Source organism: Paenibacillus glufosinatiresistens, from assembly GCF_031470375.1.
GTDB lineage: Bacteria > Bacillota > Bacilli > Paenibacillales > Paenibacillaceae > Paenibacillus_AQ > Paenibacillus_AQ glufosinatiresistens.
In genome coordinates, this window is sequence record NZ_JAVFHT010000023.1 from 1 (window position 1) to 20,947 (window position 20,947).

At 60.4% G+C, this 20,947-nt stretch carries 17 protein-coding genes; 1 reads left to right on the plus strand and 16 read right to left on the minus strand.

Annotated features, from left to right (window positions below; translation table 11 throughout):
* Positions 1-121: 121 nt before the first annotated feature.
* The 11 genes from dnaJ to gpr form a co-directional block, all read right to left on the minus strand.
* Complete coding sequence (gene dnaJ / locus RBI05_RS17395) at positions 122-1,240, minus strand: molecular chaperone DnaJ (RefSeq protein WP_150456962.1); 1,119 nt, start codon at positions 1,238-1,240, stop codon at positions 122-124.
* Positions 1,241-1,389: 149 nt separating this feature from the next.
* Positions 1,390-3,228 carry a molecular chaperone DnaK gene (dnaK, locus tag RBI05_RS17400; protein WP_310551980.1) on the minus strand — a complete coding sequence of 613 codons (1,839 nt, stop codon included), beginning with the start codon at positions 3,226-3,228 and terminating at the stop codon, positions 1,390-1,392.
* A gap of 243 nt (positions 3,229-3,471) precedes the next feature.
* Complete coding sequence (gene grpE / locus RBI05_RS17405) at positions 3,472-4,071, minus strand: nucleotide exchange factor GrpE (RefSeq protein ID WP_408638344.1); 600 nt, start codon at positions 4,069-4,071, stop codon at positions 3,472-3,474.
* Between the two features lie 52 nt (positions 4,072-4,123).
* Entirely contained in the window at positions 4,124-5,155 is a 1,032-nt protein-coding gene (hrcA, locus tag RBI05_RS17410; protein ID WP_150456964.1) for a heat-inducible transcriptional repressor HrcA, read from the minus strand.
* Positions 5,156-5,394: 239 nt separating this feature from the next.
* The gene (locus RBI05_RS17415; RefSeq protein WP_310551981.1) at positions 5,395-8,049 is read right to left on the minus strand and encodes a cation-translocating P-type ATPase; all 2,655 of its coding nucleotides are present in this window, start codon (positions 8,047-8,049) and stop codon (positions 5,395-5,397) included.
* Between the two features lie 248 nt (positions 8,050-8,297).
* A complete protein-coding gene (locus RBI05_RS17420) occupies positions 8,298-8,795 on the minus strand; it encodes an N-acetyltransferase (RefSeq protein WP_223879765.1) in 498 nt (165 codons plus the stop codon).
* Positions 8,796-8,872: 77 nt separating this feature from the next.
* Positions 8,873-10,060, minus strand: coding sequence for a radical SAM family heme chaperone HemW (gene hemW, locus RBI05_RS17425; protein WP_310551982.1), 1,188 nt, complete (start codon positions 10,058-10,060; stop codon positions 8,873-8,875).
* Positions 10,061-10,150: 90 nt separating this feature from the next.
* A complete protein-coding gene (gene lepA / locus RBI05_RS17430; RefSeq protein ID WP_150456967.1) occupies positions 10,151-11,965 on the minus strand; it encodes a translation elongation factor 4 in 1,815 nt (604 codons plus the stop codon).
* Between the two features lie 85 nt (positions 11,966-12,050).
* Positions 12,051-12,593: a hypothetical protein gene (locus tag RBI05_RS17435; RefSeq protein ID WP_310551983.1), complete on the minus strand. Its 543-nt coding sequence runs from the start codon at positions 12,591-12,593 to the stop codon at positions 12,051-12,053.
* 20 nt (positions 12,594-12,613) lie between these two features.
* Positions 12,614-13,888: a stage II sporulation protein P gene (locus RBI05_RS17440; protein ID WP_310551984.1), complete on the minus strand. Its 1,275-nt coding sequence runs from the start codon at positions 13,886-13,888 to the stop codon at positions 12,614-12,616.
* A gap of 182 nt (positions 13,889-14,070) precedes the next feature.
* Positions 14,071-15,075 (minus strand): GPR endopeptidase, encoded by a 1,005-nt coding sequence (gene gpr, locus RBI05_RS17445; RefSeq protein ID WP_310551985.1) that lies wholly within the window; start codon positions 15,073-15,075, stop codon positions 14,071-14,073.
* 200 nt (positions 15,076-15,275) lie between these two features.
* On the opposite strand from gpr, the gene rpsT reads away from it, so the two are divergent.
* Positions 15,276-15,548: a 30S ribosomal protein S20 gene (gene rpsT, locus RBI05_RS17450; protein WP_150456971.1), complete on the plus strand. Its 273-nt coding sequence runs from the start codon at positions 15,276-15,278 to the stop codon at positions 15,546-15,548.
* Positions 15,549-15,683: 135 nt separating this feature from the next.
* Here the strand turns inward: rpsT and holA are convergent, their stop codons facing one another.
* The 5 genes from holA to RBI05_RS17475 form a co-directional block, all read right to left on the minus strand.
* Positions 15,684-16,721, minus strand: a complete 1,038-nt coding sequence (gene holA, locus RBI05_RS17455) for a DNA polymerase III subunit delta (protein ID WP_310551986.1) — start codon at positions 16,719-16,721, stop codon at positions 15,684-15,686.
* Between the two features lie 332 nt (positions 16,722-17,053).
* Positions 17,054-18,325 (minus strand): anti-sigma factor, encoded by a 1,272-nt coding sequence (locus RBI05_RS17460; protein WP_310551987.1) that lies wholly within the window; start codon positions 18,323-18,325, stop codon positions 17,054-17,056.
* Positions 18,322-18,870 carry an RNA polymerase sigma factor gene (locus tag RBI05_RS17465; RefSeq protein WP_150456974.1) on the minus strand — a complete coding sequence of 183 codons (549 nt, stop codon included), beginning with the start codon at positions 18,868-18,870 and terminating at the stop codon, positions 18,322-18,324. Before RBI05_RS17465 ends, RBI05_RS17460 begins: the two co-directional genes overlap by 4 nt.
* Positions 18,871-19,210: 340 nt before the next feature.
* Positions 19,211-20,374: a hypothetical protein gene (locus RBI05_RS17470; RefSeq protein WP_310551988.1), complete on the minus strand. Its 1,164-nt coding sequence runs from the start codon at positions 20,372-20,374 to the stop codon at positions 19,211-19,213.
* Positions 20,371-20,910, minus strand: coding sequence for an RNA polymerase sigma factor (locus RBI05_RS17475; protein ID WP_310551989.1), 540 nt, complete (start codon positions 20,908-20,910; stop codon positions 20,371-20,373). The genes RBI05_RS17470 and RBI05_RS17475 overlap by 4 nt, the downstream gene beginning before the upstream one ends.
* Positions 20,911-20,947: the final 37 nt, after the last annotated feature.

Below are 20,947 nucleotides of genomic sequence, written 5' to 3' on the forward strand. Positions count from 1 at the left end.
GGTTTCTTTTTGTATTCCACCAGCAAAAAAACGGGGCTGTCTCTCAGGTCATTTTATGACCCTTTTGAGACAGCCCCGCGAGTCCGATTCATACAGGCTTTGCTTATGGCTCTTCCGTCCGTCAATCGCCGCGGAATGCCCGCTTCATCCGGTCAAAGAAAGACTGCTCCTGTTCATGCGTCTCTTCGCCGTTGAGCGAGGCGAACTGGCGCAGAAGGTCCTTCTGCTCGTCGCTCAGCCGGCTAGGCGTTACGACGACCACGCGGACATGCTGGTCGCCGCTGCCGGTTCCGCGCAGGCGCGGAACGCCCTTGCCTTTGAGCCGGAAGAACGTGCCCGTCTGGGTGCCTGCCGGTATCTTAAGCTTGACCTTCTCGGTCAGCGTCGGAATCTCAATCTCGTCGCCGAGCGCCGCCTGGGCGAACGTCAGCGGCACTTCGCAGAGAATGTCGTCGTTCTCGCGCACGAAGAAATCATGCGGCTTTACCCGGATAATAATGTACAGATCGCCGGAAGGGCCGCCGCGCAGGCCGCCTTCGCCTTCGCCGCTCATGCGGAGCTGGGCGCCGTCGTCGACACCCGCCGGAATCCGCACATGGATTTTACGCTGCTTCTTGACCTTCCCCGCTCCGCCGCAGGTGTGGCACTTCTCCTTGATGATCTTGCCGGTGCCGCCGCAGTTGGAGCAGGAACGGCGGTTGACCATCCGGCCCAGCGGCGTGTTCTGTACAACCTCCTGCTGGCCGCTGCCGTGGCAGACGCCGCAGACCTGCGGCTTCGTTCCCGGCTTGGCGCCGGTGCCGAAGCAGGTATCGCAGTCCTCGGTCCGCGGAATGGTAATATCGGTTTCTTTGCCGAAGACCGCTTCCTTGAACTCGATCGTCATCGTATACTGCAGATCGTTGCCCCGCTGCGGAGCATTCGGATCGCGCCGGCCGCCGCCGCCGAAGAACATATCGAAGATATCGCCGAGACCGCCAAAATCGCCGCCGCCGAAGCCGCCGCCCATTCCCTGGTTCGGATCGATGTGCCCGTACTGGTCGTAACGGGCCCGCTGCTGTCCGTCGCTGAGGACATCATAGGCTTCCTTGACTTCCTTGAACTTGGCCTCGGCGTCCGGCGCTTTGTTCACGTCCGGATGGTACTGGCGCGCCAGCTTCCGGTAGGCCTTCTTGATTTCGTCGTCCGAAGCGCCTTTGTCTATGCCCAGCACCTCATAGTAATCCCTCTTGTCCGCCATCGGTCCTCACCTCCGTTTCCCCTTGCATTCTGTTCAACCTGTGCACTTTGCCTGCAATCAAGCAAAAACGGCTGCACCGTCCCGGTAAGGGACGGCAACCGTTTTGTAGAAATCGGCCTACGCTCCGCGCCCTAGCGCGTCCGGTCGGCTTATTTCTTGTCTTGGTCGTCCACGACTTCGTAGTCGGCGTCGACGACATTGTCTTTCTTCGCTCCGGCCTCGCCTGCCGCTTCGGCTCCTGCGCCTTCGGCCTGGGCTGCCTGCTCATACAGCTTCACGGAGAGCTGCTGTACCACTTCGGTCAGCGCTTCGACCGCTGCGTTGATCTCTTCCAGATTGTCAGTTCCTGCGGCTTCCTTCAGCTTATCCTTCGCGGCATTGGCCTTCTCGACTTCGGAAGCATCGGCCTTGTCGCCGAGGTCCTTGATCAGCTTCTCGGTGGAGTAGATGAGCTGGTCGGCGTTGTTCTTCGCTTCCACCAGTTCCTTGCGTTTGCGGTCTTCTTCCGCATGCAGCTGGGCATCCTTCATCATCTGTTCCACTTCGGCGTCGCTCAGGCCGCTGGAAGACGTAATCGTAATCTTCTGGCTCTTGCCGGTTCCCTTATCGGTAGCCGATACGTTGACGATCCCGTTGGCATCGATGTCAAAGGTAACTTCGATCTGCGGTACGCCGCGCGGTGCCGGCGGAATGTCGTTCAGCATGAATTTGCCCAGCGTCTTGTTGCCGCTTGCCATCTGGCGTTCGCCCTGCAGGACATGGATTTCCACGCTCGGCTGGTTGTCGGCAAAGGTGGAGAACACCTGCGACTTGCTGGTCGGAATCGTTGTGTTGCGCTCAATCATCTTCGTGAACACGCCGCCTGCAGTCTCAATGCCCAGGGACAGCGGCGTTACGTCGAGCAGCACGACGTCTTTGACGTCGCCTGTCAGCACGCCAGCCTGAACGGCAGCGCCCAGAGCAACCACTTCGTCCGGGTTAACGCCCTTGTGCGGCTCTTTGCCCGTCAGGCGTTTGATCGCTTCCTGAACAGCCGGAATACGGGTCGATCCGCCGACCAGCACGATGCGGTCGAGATCGGCCGGGGTCATGCCGGCATCGGTGAGCGCCTGGCGTGTCGGTCCGAGTGTGCGTTCTACCAGATCGGCGGTCAGCTCGTCGAATTTCGCGCGGGTCAGGTTGACTTCCAAGTGCTGCGGCACGCCGTCGACCACGGTGATGAACGGCAGCGATACCGTAGTGGTCAGCACGCCGGACAGTTCTTTCTTCGCCTTCTCGGCGGCATCCTTCAGGCGCTGTACAGCCGCCTTGTCTTTGCCCAGGTCAATGCCCTGTTCCTTCTTGAACTCGGCAACCAGGTAATCGATGATCTTCTGGTCGAAGTCGTCGCCGCCGAGGCGGTTGTCGCCGCTGGTCGCTTTAACTTCAAAGAAGCCGTCGCCCAGTTCCAAAATGGAGACGTCAAAGGTGCCGCCGCCCAGGTCATAGACGAGGATCGTCTGATCTTCGGCTTTTTCCAGGCCGTAGGCCAGGGCCGCAGCCGTCGGTTCGTTCACGATGCGCAGTACTTCAAGACCGGCAATCTTGCCGGCGTCCTTGGTCGCTTGACGCTGGGCGTCGTTGAAGTAGGCCGGTACCGTGATAACCGCCTGCGTCACCGTCTGGCCGAGGTAAGCTTCGGCGTCGGATTTCAGCTTCTGCAGAATCATAGCGGAAATTTCCTGAGGAGAATATTCCTTGCCGTCGATGTTCTCTTTGTGGTTCGTGCCCATGTGGCGCTTGATCGAAATGATCGTGCGGTCCGGGTTCGTGATGGCCTGGCGCTTCGCCGTCTCGCCGACGATGCGTTCGCCGTCCTTCTTGAAGCCTACAACCGAAGGAGTCGTGCGCGCGCCTTCCGGGTTAGGGATAACGACGGCTTCGCCGCCTTCCATTACAGCCACGCAGGAGTTGGTGGTTCCCAAGTCAATGCCGATAACTTTGCTCACTGTGATTGCCTCCTAAAAGTTTTTACGGAGCTATGCTTCCTGAATTTACTTCGCAGTAAAAACTGCTTCGGAAGCATAAGCCAAGTTTTTACGGAGCTTATGCTTCCTGAATGTACTTCGCAGTAAAAACTGCTTCGAAAGCATAAACCAAGTTTTTACGGAGCTATGCTTCCTGTATTTACTTCGCAGTAAAACTGCTTCGGAAGCATAAGCCAAGTTTTTACGGAGCTTATGCCCAAGCCCTTAAACGCTGACTTTGACCATGGCCGGACGAAGCACTTTATCCTTCAGCAGGTAGCCCTTCTGGACTTCCTCCGTTACGATGCCTTCTTCATGCTCGTCGCTCTCCACCTGCATAATCGCCTGATGGAATTCCGGGTTGAACGGTTGTCCTGCCGCTTCCATTACGGTCAGGCCTTCCGACTTCAACACGCCGTCCAGTTGACGGAAAATCATGTTCACGCCCTTGGCGAACGCTTCGGACTCACTTCCGGCCGGCGCTGTCGCAAGCGCCCGTTCAAAGTTGTCCAGAACGGGAAGCAGCTCGGTCACGAGCTTGGCCGTTGCGTACTGGGCCAGCTCTTCCTTCTCTTTCTGCGTGCGCCGGCGGAAATTATCATAGTCGGCCTGCACCCGCAGCAGACGGCCCTGGCTCTCTTCCACCAGCGCCTGAAGGCGCCGGCTCTCTTCCGAAGCTGCATTCGCAGCCGCCGGTTCGGCTTCAGAAGCCGCTTCTGCCGTCTCTATCGCTTCGGCCTGATCGGCCGCCGTTTCCTCATTCACAGCGGCATTGCCTTCCATTTCTCCGGCAACGCCTGTCTCTTGAACCTGTTCCTCTTTCAAGTCTGTTCACCTCCTTAGAATGCGTCACCGCTGTCTATCAGACACACTAAACTCACTTATACCAGTGTGCCAGCATCGCTGTCAAATTTTGCGAGAGTGCGTTCATAATGCCCATCACGCGGGCGTACTCCATCCGGGTCGGCCCCAGGATGCCGATGCTGCCCACCGCCTGGCCGTCCAGCGAATACGTGGCGGTAATCAGGCTGCAATTGGCAAAAGCCTCATGATCGTTCTCGGTGCCGATCCGCACCTGAATGCCGGAGTTCGCCGGCGCCGGGGTCAGAAGCTTCAGCAGCGTCGGCCGCTCTTCCAGAAGGTCGAGAATATCCTTGACCTTGTCGACATCCTTGAATTCGGGCTGGGTCAGCATATTGGTCGTGCCGCTCAGGTACACGCGCTGCTCGCTGTCGTTGTCCAGCGCCGCATCCAGCATGCCCATCAGCTCTTCGTAATGCGTAATATGCCGCTGCATCTCTTCGGCCAGCTCGTTGTAGAGCCGGGTCTTCAGCTTATAAAGAGGAACCCCGACGAGCCGGCGGTTCAGCATATTGACCATCTTCTCCATCTCGGAGAGCGAGATTTCCGGAGGAACGCTGACCGTCCGGTTCTCGACCTGCCCGGTGCTGGTTACAATAATCGCCACCGCCGTCCGGTCATCCAGAGGCAGCAGCTGGAAATGGCGCAGAGAAGTATGAAAAACCTCCGGTCCCAGCAGGATGGAAGTGTAGTTCGTCATATTGGACAGAATCAGAGCCGCGTGCTGGATCACCTGTTCCGTTTCGTTCAGCTTCTCGGCAAAAAAAGACCGGATCGTTCCGGCTTCGTCCAGCTCCGCCGCGCTTCCGGGAACGAGATGATCGACATAATAGCGGTAGCCCTTGTGCGAAGGAATCCGGCCCGCCGACGTATGCGGCTGCTCCAGATATCCGAGCTCTTCCAGGTCTGCCATTTCATTGCGGATAGTAGCGGGACTGTATCCGACATCTCCGCGTTTGGAGATGCTTCGCGACCCTACCGGCTCGGCCGAACGAATATAGTCGTCAACAATCGCATTCAGTATCATTCTCTGACGTTCGGTTAACATTAGCATTCCCTCCCGGCGGTTGTCGTTATCCATTTCGTTAGCACTCATCGAAGACGAGTGCTAACCGCTACTACAAAAATACCAAATTCCAGGCTGCATTGTCAAGCGCAGACACGAATGCAGCACGGGAATTCGGCGTATAATTGCGCGGGTCTGCGGACAGGACAAAGCCCTCCTTCTTCGGGGAAGGGAGGGGCTTCCAACGTCCGCAGCTACCGACGGTTCTTCAGCCGCATCTTCTAGGAAGAGGCTGATTCTTCGCGCCGGAACCGGAAGAGCTTGACCAGCTCCATCAGCACAACGGCGCCGAGCGCGAGTCCGGCTGCGGGCAGCCAGTGCTCCAGGGCGAAGTCACCGGGAATCGAGAAGAACCGGCGGATGCCCGGCAGTACCGTCAAGCCGTACAGCAGCAGACAGACGGCAACCGCGCCCAGCACATACTTATTGGCCAGAAATCCGGCCTGTACAGACGTCTGCGAGTTCGACCGGGCGGCGAACGTCTGCAGCGTGCGTGCCAGAATCAGCGTGGTGAACGCCATGGCGACGCTGATCTCGGATGAATAGCCGAGTCCGATCGCCTGGGAAGTAATGACGGCCGCGCCGATAAAGAGACCGCGGATCAGCACGACGCGCAGCGTCCCTCCGGCGAACAGCCCTTCCTTGATATCACGCGGCCGGCGGTTCATAACGTCGGGCTCCGCTTTCTCCAGGCCCAGCGCAATCGCGGGCAGCGAATCGTTCACGAGATTGATGAAGAGAAGCTGAATGGCCGTGAACGGGTTGATCCAGTCCATCAGAAGCGCGAAGAAGATGGCGAGGATCGCGCCGAGATTGCCGGCGAAGAGGTAGGCAATCGCTTTTTTGATATTGTCAAAAACAGTCCGTCCCACGCTTACCGCCTGGACGATCGAGACAAAGTTGTCGTCCGCCAGAATCATCGCGGCCGCATCCTTGGCGACATCGGTGCCGCTGCCCATGGCCACGCCGATGTCGGCCTGCTTCAGCGCCGGAGCATCGTTGACGCCGTCGCCGGTCATAGCTGTTATCTTGCCTTTGCGCTGCCAGGCGCGGACGATCCGGATCTTGTTCTCCGGCGATACGCGGGCGTAGACGCCGATGGATTCCAGCTTCCGGTCCAGTTCTTCGTCGCTCATCGCGTCCAGCTCCTGGCCCGTTACGGCAATTTCCCCCTCGCCCATCAGACCGATGTCGCGTCCGATCGCCTGGGCGGTCGTCTTATGGTCGCCGGTTATCATGATCGTCCGGATGCCCGCGCGGTTCGCCTCTTCGATTGAACCGTAGACCTCTTCGCGGGGCGGGTCGATCATGGCTGTCAGTCCGACCAGCACTAGGCCCCGCTCATCTTCGGGTCCGACATCCGCGCTGTTGTCTTCGGCCCGCTTGTACGCATAGGCCAGCACCCGGAGCGCCCTCGACGAGAACGCCTCGTTCGCTTCCACGAATCCGCGCCGCAGTTCTTCGGTCAGCGGCGCTTCTTCGCCGTTCAGGAAGACCCGGTCGCAGCGGTTGAACAGCACATCGGGTCCGCCCTTGGTCAGCAGCGTCTTCCTGCCTTCGAATGTATGCACCGTCGTCATCAGCTTGCGGTCGGAATCGAACGGCACCTCGGCCTCGCGGGGGAAGTTCTCCCGAATCTCCCGGTAGTCCCGGTTCCGGCTGTCGCTGAACGCAATCAGCGCCACCTCAGTCGGATCGCCGAGCTGCTTGCCCTCTTCATTGATATGCGAATCATTGCACAGCACGGCGATATGCAGCAGCCGCCGCTCCGCCTCGGACCATTCCTCCTGCTTGTCGGAGAACAGATGATGCCCGGCCTGGGGCAGATAATAATCCACGACCGTCATCTGATTCTGGGTCAGCGTGCCGGTCTTGTCCGTACAGATCACCCCCGCCGAACCGAGCGATTCCACCGCCGGCAGCCGCCGGATGATCGCGTGCCGCTTGGCCATCTTGCTTGTGCCGACCGACAGGACAATGGTCACAATCGAGGACAGGGCTTCCGGGATGGCGGCAACGGCCACCGCCACGGCGAACATCAGCGCGTCCAGGATGGCGGGCATGAGATCGCCGCCGTCCGACGAGAGCCAGACTCGCAGCGCCTGGACGCCGAAGATCACAATGCACAGCAGCAGGATGGCGATGCCGAGCTTTTTGCCGAAATCCTCAAGCTTGCGCTGCAGCGGCGTCTGCTTCGCCTCCGCACTCTCGATCAGTCCGGCGATCTTGCCGATCTCGGTGCCGCTTCCCGTCTCGGTAACGATCAGCCGGCCCCGGCCGTAGACGATCAGCGAACCGCTGAAGACCAGATTGCGCCGGTCGCCGAGCGGCACCTCCTCCGCAATCGGTTCAACGATCTTGTCGACCGGCTCGGATTCTCCCGTCAGCATCCCCTCTTCGACGCGCAGGCTCTCCGCTTCCAGCAGCCGTCCGTCCGCGGGCACGTAGTCCCCGGCTTCCAGAAGCACAACATCGCCCCGCGCCAGCTCCCGGGCGGGAAGCCGCAGCGTCTCTCCGCCGCGTCTCACCTTGGCTTCCGGCGCGGCCATCTTCCGGAGCGCATCCAGCGAACTCTCGGCCTTCAAGGTCTGCACGACGCTGATGACCGCGTTCAGCACCAGCACGCCTGCGATGATCAGTGATTCGGCCGCATGCCCAAGCGCGATCTGCACGCCGGCTGCAACCAGCAGCACGATGACGAGCGGATCGCGGAAGTTCTCCGCGAACAGCTTCCATACCGGAACCCGGCTCGCCCCCTTGAGTTCGTTATATCCCTGTTCTTCCAGCCTCCGCTGCGCCTCATCGCTGCTGAGACCCTGGTCGGCGCTGCCGAGCGCCTCCAGCACCTCGGCGGATGTACGGCGGTAATATTCCATCTGACGCACGCACCTTTCCGTAGATTCTCCCTGGCTTTACGCATGTTCCCCCTATTCTGTCCACCCTCTTTATTATTACCCGCCCGGCTCAACATGATCTTCTCTGCGGCGCACCGGCTGAATGGATGCGAACAAAGCCCTCTTCCGGTATCCACGGAAGAGGGCTTTGGCGAACATATGACATAGACCGACCGGCACCAGGCGGCAGAGCGCCGGACCGGACGGCTCACGAATTCTCGGGAATTCCGCTAGGACAACAGCTTCAGCACAGCGATTTCATCGCAGGCATGCTGCTTCGGACAGTTGACGCAGTCCGTCCAGACTTTCTCCGGAAAAATCTCTTTATCCACGACCCGGAATCCGTTCTTCAGGAAGAAGCTTACGGCGTAGGTGAGAGCCATAATCTTCGGGATGCCCTGCTTGCGGGCTTCCTCGGTCAATTTCTCCACGATCAGGGAGCCGATTCCAAGTCCTTTGCATTCTTCGCGCAGACCCAGCGAGCGAATCTCGACCAGATCGCTGCCCAGACGGCAGAGCGAACCGCAGCCGACCACCTTCCCGTTCACCTCGGCAACGACGAAGTGACGGAGCTGGCGCCTGAGAGCTTCCCGGGATCTGGGCAGCATAATTCCGCGCTGCGCATATTCCTCGATCATCAGGTACAGCGGCTCGATATCCTCCACGGTTGCATTGCGGCATACCGCGGCGTTCGGGACAGTTGGCAGCGTCTTGGGCTTTGCAAGCACTTGTCTTCACTCCCTCGTCAAATACTATGAATAAATATACATCACAGTGTATGACAATTCAAGCGGTAATTTCAAAATTAAATCTCTTCAACCGTCCCGACGAACTCGCCGAATACGTCGTTGCCGAACAGAATTCCCTTGCTGCTGAGCCGGTAGGTGCCCCCTTCGCGCTCCAGCAGCCCGGCGCTTACCAGCTTATGCAGCTGCGGGCCAAAAATATCCTCCACCGGCCGCCCGAACTGCGCTTGGAAATCCTCGCCGCAAATCCCGTCCAGCATACGCAGCCCGACCATCATGAAATCCTCCATCGCTTCGGCTTCCGGTACGGCATGCGTCTCCAGCCGCGGCAGCCCCGAGCGGCAGGCTTCATTGTACGGATTGACGCCCTTGATGTTGACATGCCGCAGACGCTTCGCATAGCCGTGCGCTCCCGCACCGAGTCCGTAATAATCGCGGTTGCGCCAATAGGCAATGTTGTGGCGGCTCTCCTTGCCCGGCTTGGCGAAATTGCTGATTTCGTACTGCTTGTATCCGGCCGCGGCCATCTCTTCCATCAGGAGCTGATACATCCGCAGCTCGTCCTCTTCATTGGGAAGCGGCAGCTGATTCTTGTTGAACAGTGTGTGGAACAGCGTATTCTCCTCTACCTTCAGGCTGTAGATCGAGTAATGGGGCAGATTCAGCTCCAGCGCCCGGCGGACGCTCTCGGCCAGCATATCCACCGTCTGGTTCGGCAGGCCGAACATGAGGTCGATGGAGAGGTTATCGAGTCCGGCGGCCCGGGCATTCTCCAGGCTGCGGTAGACATCGTCGGTATTGTGAATCCGCCCGATTCCGCCCAGCAGGTCGTTCTGGAAGGCCTGCACGCCGAAGCTGACGCGGTTGACGCCCCCCTCCTTCATCACGGCCAGCTTATCCGGATCGGTCGTTCCCGGGTTCGCTTCCATCGAGAACTCGATATCTTCGGCCCAGTTCGGAAAATGCTTGCGGACACTCGCCAGGAAGAACGCCATCTCGTCGGGCTTCAGCACCGTCGGCGTACCGCCGCCGACAAAGATGCTGCGGATCGTCCCCGGCGGGTTGTCCCGCACCGTCAGCTCCATCTCGCGGTCCAGGGCCCGCAAATAGTCCATGACCGGCTGATCCTTCAGCACATAGGAATTGAAATCACAATAGAAGCATTTATTCGTGCAGAACGGAATATGAATATAGACCGCTTCCGGCGGGGAGCCGACGGGCCGTTGCATTTGGCTTACGGAATTCATGGGATTCCCTCCTTCGGGATTATCGGTGGTGGTCTTTCTGCCAAAAAGAAAAAGGAAGCCTGACGGCTTCCTCGTGCCTGCGGCGCTCAGCTATTCGTCGATCTTCAGAACCGCCATAAAGGCTTCCTGCGGCACCTCGACGCTGCCGACCTGCTTCATCCGCTTCTTGCCTTCCTTCTGCTTCTCCAGCAACTTCCGCTTACGCGAGATATCGCCGCCGTAGCACTTGGCAAGCACGTTCTTGCGCATAGCCTTGACGGTCTCGCGGGCGACTACCTTCGTGCCGACGGATGCCTGGATCGGCACCTCGAACATCTGGCGCGGGATAATGCCGCGCAGCTTCTCGCAGATAATCCGGCCCCGATTATAGGCCCGGTCCCGGTGGACGATGAACGACAGCGCATCCACCTGCTCGCCGTTCAGCAGAATGTCCATCTTCACCAGATTGGACTGGCGATATCCGGAGATTTCGTAGTCGAACGAAGCATAACCCTTCGTTCCCGATTTCAGCTGGTCGAAGAAGTCGTAGACGATCTCCGACAGCGGGATCTGATACGTAATGGTAACGCGCGTCGTATCCAGGTACTCCATATTGACGAATTCGCCGCGCTTGTTCTGGCACAGCTCCATGACCGTTCCGACGTAGTCGTTCGGGACGATGATCGCGGCTTTCACAAAAGGCTCTTCGACATAGTCGATCTTGCCGACTTCCGGGTAGTTCGACGGGTTGTCGATCTGAAGCTCTTCCCCGTTCGTCAGCTTGATGCGATAGATTACACTCGGCGCGGTCGTAATCAGCGGAATATTGAACTCGCGCTCGATCCGCTCCTGGATAATCTCCATATGCAGCAGGCCGAGGAAGCCGCAGCGGAAGCCGAAGCCGAGCGCGCTCGACGTCTCCGGCTCGAAGCTCAAGGAAGCGTCGTTGAGCTGGAGCTTCTCCAGCGCTTCGCGCAGGTCGTTGTAATCGGAAGTCTCGATCGGGTACAGGCCGCAGTAAACCATCGGGTTGATCTTCCGGTAACCCGGAAGCGGCTCGGGTGCAGGAGTTTTGGCGTCCGTAACCGTATCGCCGACCCGGGTATCGCCCACATGCTTGATGCCGGCCACAATGAAGCCGACGTCTCCGGGAAGCAGCTCTTCCACAATACTCATTCTCGGCATGAACGCTCCGACTTCGATAACCTCGAACGATTTGTCGGTCGCCATCATCTTGATCTTCGAACCGGCGCGGATACTGCCGTCCACCACCCGGACGTAGACGATAACGCCTTTGTACGGATCATAATGGGAGTCGAAGATCAGCGCTTTGAGCGGATTGTCCATGCTTCCGCTCGGAGGCGGAACCTGCTTGACCACCTGCTCCAGAATCTCCTTGATGCCGATGCCCGCTTTGGCCGAAGCCAGAACCGCTTCGCTCGCGTCAAGGCCGATGACATCCTCGATCTCCTGCTTCACCCGTTCGGGATCGGCGCTCGGCAGGTCGATCTTGTTGATGACCGGCAGAATCTCCAGGTTGTTGTCCAGCGCCAGATACACGTTGGCGAGCGTCTGGGCTTCGATCCCCTGGGCGGCATCGACAACGAGCAGCGCGCCTTCGCAGGCGGCAAGGCTCCGCGATACTTCATACGTGAAGTCTACATGTCCCGGGGTATCGATCAGGTTCAGCAGATACTCCTGCCCGTCGTCGGCCTTGTAGCCGAGCCGGACAGCCTGCAGCTTGATCGTAATCCCGCGTTCGCGTTCCAGGTCCATCTGGTCCAGCACCTGCTCCTGCATCTCGCGGGAGCTGAGGGCGCCCGTGTATTCCAGAATCCGGTCGGCCAGCGTCGATTTGCCATGGTCTATATGTGCGATAATCGAGAAATTGCGGATTTGTTGTTGTCTCTTCTGAACGTCAGTCATTCCTTACCCCCACAGACAGCCTGTTGTTAATCCCCTTATTATATCAGCAGAGCCTGCGCCCAGCAATCCCGAAGGGCGGGAGCCGTCATTCTCCGGAGTCGAACAGGGATACAATCCAGCGGATGCCCGCGCGCGAGGCGTCCTGAAGCAGTCCGGCCGTCTTGTCGGCCAGCACATCGACCGGCGGCTCCGGCGCTTCCGGCACGAGAATCTGGCCGGGGGTCAGCGCCGCTTCCTTCCCGGAAGGCAGTTCGCCGCCTCCGGGGTCCGGCAGCACGGTCTGCCCGCCGGAGGACTTGGCACTCTCCGGCGAAACGGCCGTTCCCGCGCCGGAGCTTCCGGTCCCGGCTGCGGCTGTTCCCGCGGCCCCGGCACTTCCGGACGGCAGAAGCGTCACCGGAATGTACAGGTAGCCGCCCCCGCCGTCCGGCTCGACCCGGTAGCCGGTCACGGCCCCGGTTCCGGCCGCCGGGGCTGCGGCGGCCGGTTGATTCCCGGCGGGCAGCACGCGGTAGCCCGGCACCGGGGAAGAGACGGCGGCTTTCCCGCCGCCGAACTGCATGCCCACCAGAACGCCGATCCCGATCCACAGGCCGAGTACGGCGATTTTTTTGCCAGCCCGGTTCATATCCGTTCCTCCCTCTTCTTCTAATTGGCGGGTGCATCCGCCTTCTGGGCCTCATGGCCGCTCCAGTAGACATCGGCAATGGCTTCGCCCAGCGCGTCTGCCGTCCGCTTCAGTTCTTCCTTCGTACTGTCAACGCCGCCGATCTCGATCAGCACGCTGTTGGGAGACAGCGACTGATTGTATTCGCCGTTGCCCTGCGCCGAAGTCTTTCCCCAGATGCCGCGCGAAATTCCGGGATACTGCTTCTCCAGCCGCTGATGAATCGCGTTGGCGAACGCTTCATTCTTCTTCCAGTCCTTGTTCTCGTGGCCGAGAATGAAGTAGATCTGCGCATAGGACTGCCCGCCGATTACCGTTGTCGTCTTGTCGTGGCGCTGGGAGTCCCGGTGAATGTCGATCATCTCGTCCAGCTCGCCGTTGGCCGCCATCGCCGATTTGACCGTCATCCGGGAGTATTTATAGGAGAAATTCCAATTGTAGTCCGGCATCGTGGAGGCATAATCCTGCGTGGAATGCAGCGTGCCGATGCCTCTCTTCTCCAGGACGGAGGCGACATAGGAGCCGACCAGCATGACATTCCGGTCGGGATCGGCCGAGCTTGGGTTGTCGCTTGCCGTTCCGAGCAGCGGATTATAAGACTCTCTTGCATGGGAATGGTAGATGAGCACCCGTTTCACTGCGGGATCGCCTTCGCCGCTGCTTCCGGCGCCGCCTTGGCCCTGGCTGTCCGGGGCGGCTGATTCGGCCGGCTGCCCGGACGGACCCGGGGACGATGCGGCCGCTGCCGGGTCAGGGGACGGTGCAGGGTCTGTCGACGGCGCAGGGTCCGGGGCAGCCTGTCCGCCGGTTCCCGGATGGTAATCGGCCGGAGCGCCGCCTGCCCCGCCCGAACCCCGGCGAAGCAGCACCGGATCGTCGGCGGCCAGACCCGGAACTTCGCGGGCAATCAGGCTCTTGGGATCGGAAGGATTGATGCTGGTCAGCATCTCCAGCACAAAGGCCGTTACTTTGTTCCCCGACAGCGCCGAACCCTCTTTCGCCTTCGGGAGATGCGCCACCTCCATGCCGAGCATCTCCTTGAAGAACCCGCCGGACAGCGAAGCGGCCAGACCCTGCATCGACGGCAGGGGGGACGGGTTCAGCTTGTGTCCGGCCGCTCCTCCCGCACCCAACAGAACGAAGAAGAGCAGGGAGCCCGCCGAGAGCAGCAGCAGCGTCCGTCCCAAAGCCAGCATGTCCAGGAAGCGGCTGCGCAGCCGCGCCAGGTTCCAGAGTTGAAACCAGTGTCTGTTCATTATCGTTATGTCCTCCTTGCACCCTCTGTAATCTCTTATACTCCCAATCTATGAGGAAGAGGAGAACGATAGAACAGATTCGCCTGCAAAAAGAGACAGGCCGTCATCCCGAAATGTCCCCGGAAGTCCGGCCTGTCCTGTACCCGGATTACGCCGCGCCTTCGCCGCAGCGCCGCCTGTGGTCAGTGCGTATACGCCCCGACATTGCCGGGATCGACGGCTTCATGAAGCGCAGCGTTGAGGCCGCTCGCCACGACATTCGCAATATCTTCAATAAACTCGTCAATCTCTTTCGGCGTAACGATGAGGTCATGTCCGAGCGGCTCCAGCACTTCCTTGACCAGCGAGAGCCGTTCCTGCTCGGAGATGTCGTTGAGCAAGCCCATGATCCGCTTCGTGTGCGGCGCTCCCGTTCCGCCGAAATGCGAGCTCATCATCTCCAGCACATTGTTGACGATGGTGGAGGCGTAGCAGACCGTCGGAACGCCGATGGCGATGCACGGAACGCCGAGCACTTCCTTCGTCAGCCCCCGGCGCTTGTTCCCGATGCCCGAGCCGGGATGAATGCCGATGTCGGCAATCTGGATCGTCGTGTTGACCCGTTCCAGCGAACGAGAGGCCAGCGCGTCGATGGCAATAACGGCCGCGGGCTTCGTTCGTTCGACAATCCCCTGGACGATATCGCTGGACTCGATCCCGGTCAGCCCGAGCACGCCGGGCGCAATGGCGCTGACGCTCCGGTAGCCGGGAGAGACCTGATCCGGCACCAGCTCATAGAACTGGCGGGTAATCAAGGCGTTCTCCACGACGAGCGGACCGAGGGAATCGGGCGTCACATTCCAGTTGCCGAGGCCGACGATCAGTACAGGCGCATCCTTGCCGATGCCGATCCGGGCCATGAACTCCTCGAATTCACGGGCGAATGCCTCGGCGACCTTCTGCTGAAGGCCGGTGTCTCCGGTACGCAGACCGGGCACTTCCAGCGTCACATAGTTGCCCAGGCTGCGGCCGATCGCCTGCGAACCTGCGGCGGTTGTAACGCTGAGCCGGGTGATGGTAATGCCGTCCGCTTCCTCTACATTCTCGCTTACTCCGGGAATGGTACGGGCTCCGCCCCGGGCCGCCAATTCCCGCGCTTCGATGGCAAGATCCGTGCGAACGCCGTACAGGCTCAAATCAAGCTGCATTCCAGTCAGCCTCCTTGGATTAGGGTTGTTTCTATTGTGCGGGAAGGAAGGAGCATTTATACAGGGGAGGAAAGAAGGGAAGCCGCTGATTTTTCAGGAGATAACCACGGTTTGCTTGTTGCATTTTGGGAAGGCGCATGCTAAACTATTTTAAGTTGTGAGTCACAGAGATTTGTACTGCCTTACAGGAGGTGAATGCAATGCCAAACATTAAATCCGCGGTTAAACGCGTCAAGACGACCGAAAAACGCCGTGCCCTGAACGCTTCCCAGAAGTCTGCGCTTCGTACAGCTGTTAAAGCAGCCGACGTTGCTCTGCAAGGAACGGAAGTAGAAACCGCTCAGGTTGCTTTCCAGGCTGCTTCCAAGAAGCTGGACAAGGCCGTTACTAAAGGTCTGGTTCACAAGAATGCGGCTGCCCGCAAGAAATCCCGCCTGGCGAAGAAACTGAACGCTCTTAAGGCGCAAGCCTAAGAAGCTATCATAATGAACAGATGAAGAACCTGAACGCCTTCCTTCCGGAAAGCGGTCAGGTTTTTTTGTGCTATTCGGGAACAAAAAAAGACCGTCCTGCCGACGGTCCCCTTTTGCGAGGCAGGACATCCTCCTTCAATCCGCAGCGGTTCCCTGCGGAGCCAGCCGCAGAATGAACAGCTCCAGGCCAAGCACCTTATCCACGCCGCCGGTCTTCATCTGATAATCCAGATCCGCCAGCCGGCTTAAGATATCGCGAAGCTGGCCGGCCCCGAACTTGCGGGCCTGTTCGCCCGCCAGCTTCACCGCATAGGGATGGACGCCGATCTGGGAAGCGATCTGGCCTTGGGCATAGCTCTGGGACGACAGCTCTTTGACTTGGAGTATAATCCGGAACTGCCGCGTAATCAGCGCGGCAATCTTGATCGGTTCCTCCTTCTGCTTCAGCAACTCGTGGAGCATATCCAGCGCCTGATCCAGCCGGAGCGCAGCAATATGCTCGACGAGCGCAAATACATTCTGCTCCATTCCTTTGGCCACCAGACTCTCGACCGCCGCCGCATCCACCGTTCCGCCGGTTCCCGCGAACAGGCACAGCTTGTCCATCTCGGCCGTCAGCCCCTGAAGCCCGGTCCCGGCGCTTGCAATCAGCGCTTCGGCCGCACCGCTGGCGGCCTGGCAGCCCCGGCTGGCGATGCCCCGCTCCACCCAGCGCAGCAGTTCCTCCGCGCCGAGCGGATTGAACGCCAGCACCGTGCCCGCGGTCTTCATCGTTTTGACAATTTTCTTGCGCTCATCGAGCTTGTCGCTGTTCACCAGGAATACCAGGACGCTGAAGTCGGCCGGCGCATTCAGGTAATCCTGAAGCGCCTCGATCCGGTGGTCCAGCTTGGCGTTCTCCTTGCCTGAGGTGAAGAGGGCCGCATCCCGCACCAGCAGCAGCTTGCGGGGGACCATGAACGGCACCGTCTCAGCCTCCTCCACCACCGCCTGGATCGGCGTCTCCGAGAGATCGAACGGAATGACCGCGAAATCCCGGTCTTCCTTAGAAATCAGTTGTTCCTCCAGAAACTGGACGAATTCATTCATACGAAACTTCTCGCTGCCGTACAGGCAGTATACCGGCGATATCCGGCCTTGTCTGATGTCTTTGGCCGCGCTTTTGGCATCCAAACTGCTTCACGTCCTTTGCTTGCCGCACCTCGGGCGGCCACTCTTCTCTATCCAGTGTACCACAAGCCTCCCTCACCGGCACCGTCCCGCCCGCTCCCCCGGACACGCGAAGGAACCCGGACGGAAAGTCCGGGCTCCTTCTATTCTGGACGGATCATCTATATAAACGGGTGCGGGCAGGCTCTAGAAACCGCTCCGCCGCCGGTCATACCAAGGGTTCCCGCGCACTTGACGCCGCCCTGTATGTCCCGTCCTTCTGCTTCTATTGTATTCTCCGGTTCAACGAAAGGTTCCGTACTCTTCCGTTCCTTGCACAAAAACGGCCGTCGATCTTACGGAGCGCTGCTGGCCCCGGTTCCTTCTGCGCCCGCTGAGGGGGCGGGAGTCGGTTCCGGTTCGGCGCGGACTGCGGGCCTGTACTGCTCCGTCCGTTCCTCTTCGCCGCTTCGGACGGTATAGACGAAGGTCTTCCCGTCGGCCGACCAGCCTCCGCTGACCCATTCTCCGGCAAGCGCCACCGAATTCAGCCGCTGCCCTTCCCGGTAGCTTCCTTGCTCCGGGATACTGTAGAAGTTCAAGCGCCCGTTCTCCAGCCGGGCTGTATACAGGCCATCCGGGGAGGTCCAGGACGAGTCGGCAGCCTCGGCGGGAGCCAGCCCCATTATGCCCGCGGAACCGCCGCCGGCGCTTCTCTCTTCCGGTTCAGCCATAATAGACATTTGGAGCGAATCGTGATCCGCCGCGCCAGGATCGGAGGACGGTGCGGAAGAAGGCGCTGCGGCCTTCTTCTGCTGCGTACCCTGGCGCAGGTCCTTCCGGACATCCGAACCGGAGGCGTCAGTTGCAGGAGTCTTCGCCGAAGGCTGCTTCCGATCCGCCGGTTGCTTCGCCGCCGCAGCGTCCCTGTCCTCGCCGCCGGTCTGGCCGGTGGCGGGAGCGGCTTCAGAAGGCGCCGCCTCTTGGCCAAGCGCATTTGCTGAAGAAGCCGCATTTGCCTGGTCCGGAGCCTGGGCAGCCGTTGCCGCAGCTCCGTCCGGTTCGCCTTCCGGCACGGCAGCCCCTTGCCCCGAGTTCGCTTCCGCATCCGGCGAAGCAGCGGCCGCCGAAGGAGCTGCCGCGTCCTTGGTGCCGGTATCCTGGACGGATAACAGGCTGTTCTCCACTTGAGCGTCGGGAAGCTCCTTGGGCATATTAAAAATCGCAATGCCCAAAATCAGCGCCGCCGCTGCCGCACCGATTCCGAACCGTCCGCCCATTCCCATGCCGCCGCGCCGCCGCGAACGGTCTCCGGAGCGGCGGGTCATTTCGTTCTGCGCGTCCTTCGCCGCCGACAGACCGGCAGGCGGGCGGACTACGGGAGATGACTCCCCTGCCGCCGCCCGGTCGATCTCGTCCAGCCGGGGCAGGATGGCGTCGACCAGGCTGAACGGAGGCCGAACCTCCGGCAGCCGTTCCAGCTCCATGGAGAGCAGCTTCAATTGAGTAAATTCCTCGGCGCAATCCGGGCAGCCGTCGATATGCCGGAACAGCTCAGCCGCTTCCTCACGGCTCAAGTCATGATCCAGATAGCGATGCATCCATTCTCTCACCTCCGCGCAGCTCATCCCGTTACACCACCTTTCTGATAATCCTGTAGTCGGCTCTGCAGCTGCTGGCGGGCCCGGAACAAATAAGACTTCACCGTATTCAGGGGCAGACCCAGACAGTCCGCAATCTCGTTGTAAGACAAATCCTGCAGGTAGCGAAGCACAACCACCGTCCGGTGATGCTCGGGAAGCTGGTCGATCGCCTCGCGGATATCCTCGGCCAGATAGGAGGAGAGCACTTCGCGCTCCACATTCTGCTTCGATGTGAACACCATTTCGTGCTCATCGATGGATACCGTCGGCTTGGCCTTTCTGAACTTGTCGATGCATATATTCGTGACAATGCGCTGTACCCAGGTCTTGAACTGGGCTTTCTCTTCATAGGAATTAATCTTCGTGTAGACGCGGACCAGCGCTTCCTGGGAAGCGTCCAGCGCATCCTGTTCATTATGAAGAATATAGAAGGCCGTCTTGTAGACCTGTCCTTCGATCTGTCGCAATAGGGTGATTAGAGCGTCGCGATCGCCCGATTGAGCGGCTCTGATGAGTCCCTGCTCCACCACGAAGGTTCCCCCTCTCATGCAATCTTACTGACGGGCAAGACTGCGGAATAGTTGCAGACCCGATGCTGCGTTCCGGACTTCATTTGTGACAATTTATGCACCCGGTCAACCTTATGTATAAATGACCCATCCGGGAGATTCCTAATCTAGCATACTAGGGAAGTCCCGGGCAATCAAATCCCAAGTCTTTCTCCGCCAACAGGCAAAAGAGCCGGGAGCAAAACCGCTCCCGGCCCGTCTCACGCGCACGCCCCGCCCGGCGGGCGGTGGCCCCTTAGCCTTGCGCCGTATAAGCGGCTCCGGAGCCGCTTATACGGCGCACCCGGAACCGCCCCGCATGTCAGTCCCAGATCAGCTTCAACGTATGGGTCCCGTCCGCCCCGGTGTAGGTCAGCGAGCCGTCCTCCCGCCTCTCGTAAGAGACCGGCGTTTCTTCCGTCTCCGAATCGGGGTGATAGATTCGCGCCTTCCGTTCATACCCGCCGTTCCCGTCCGGGGTGCTGTAGATATAGAAAAGCGCCGCCTGCTCGTTGTCGATGCCCATCTCGAACTGATAGCCGCCTACCGAATGAAAAGAGACAATTTCCTTGGCTTCCGCCTCTCCGGTTGTCCCGACATTCTTCAGATCCAAGAGCCATAGCTTCTCCTCGCTGGGCTGGGCGGCGCCCGGTAGATGGGCGCTCGTAGACATCAACACATAGGGGCCGACATTGAACAGCGAGTTCAGCCGCATATCGGCGTCGGCTCGGGCCTGCTCCAGATAGACGGTCATCGGCAAGGTGCAGATCAGCCGGGCATCCGTCGCTTCCGCCGACAGCACGCCTTCCTTCTTGGGGCTTAAATACAGCTTGTACGGCGTTGCGGCGTGCTCATCGAGCGTGCCTCTGCCCAGGAGCTTCGGCAGCGGGAACCAGACGATGCCCTCGGGCGACTCCGCCGCATCGACGGCGTATTTCAGCTGCTCGTCCGGCACCTCAATCGAATAGGTGCCGCTCGGCAGCTTGAACTCGGCAGCGGGCGGCGATGGGGCCGGGGACGATGAGGCGGCGGGCGAAGCCGGCGAGAACGAAGGCGCACTGCTGGCAGCCGCCGGCTCCGTGGCCTGCGGCGCGCCGGTCTCGCCCGGCACTGCGGCGGAGGCGGCAGGCCCCGGCGAAGCAGCCGGGGCGGCCGAGACGGCGGCGGCCGATCCGCCGCCGGGCGCTACCCGGGCGGCGGGCCCGGGGCCGCCGTCCCCGCCGCCGGCAAGCTGCGCGGCCGCCGCCACGAGCAGCAGCGCCGCTGCGGCGCCCGCCGCGGCCAGCGCGCGGCGCCGGGTCTGCGGGCGTGCCGCGGCCGCCCGCTCGATGCGGGCCGCAAGCTCCGGCGTCATGCCGCCGGAGCGGTACGGCCCGTCCGCCGCCCGGCCGTACCACGTCGGCCGGGCCTCTTCAGGGGCCTCCGCCTCCGGGCCGGAGGCCTGCCGGTTCAGATAGGGCTTGTCCTGCCTTTCTTCGTCCTTCATTCGCTCTCCTCCTTCTCCAGCGCCTGCCGCACCTTCGCTCTCGCCCGCGCCAGCCGCGATTTCACCGTTCCGGGCGCTACGCCCAGCAGTCTTGCCATCTCTTCTCCGGTCAGATCATACCGGATGTCGAGCACCAGCGCTTCCCGGTAAGGCACCGGAAGCGCCATAATGATTCTCCAGATCGCATCTGTGTACTGGCGGCCCAGCGCCTCCCGCTCCGCGGACGGCGCAGCTTCCGCATCCCGTCTGCCGGTGAAGAAAGGCAGGCTCCTCAGCCGCAGGCTGCGCCGCCAGTTCAGCGCCTGATTGCGGGCAATGGTCAGCAGCCAGGTTTTTACCGTCGAACCGCCGCGGAATGAAGACAGATGCGTGTAAGCTCTCAGAAAGGTCTCCTGGCACACCTCGTCCGCCTGATCCCGGCTTCCCGTCAGAAAATAAGCATAATTCCATATATCATCGCCATACTCCGCCATCAGTTCCCGAAGGGTCCTGTCCGGAGATGATACCATGGCGCGAAGATCGTCTCTCTCCGGCATTTTGTCACGCTCCCGTATAATAAGACACCCGGAGCAG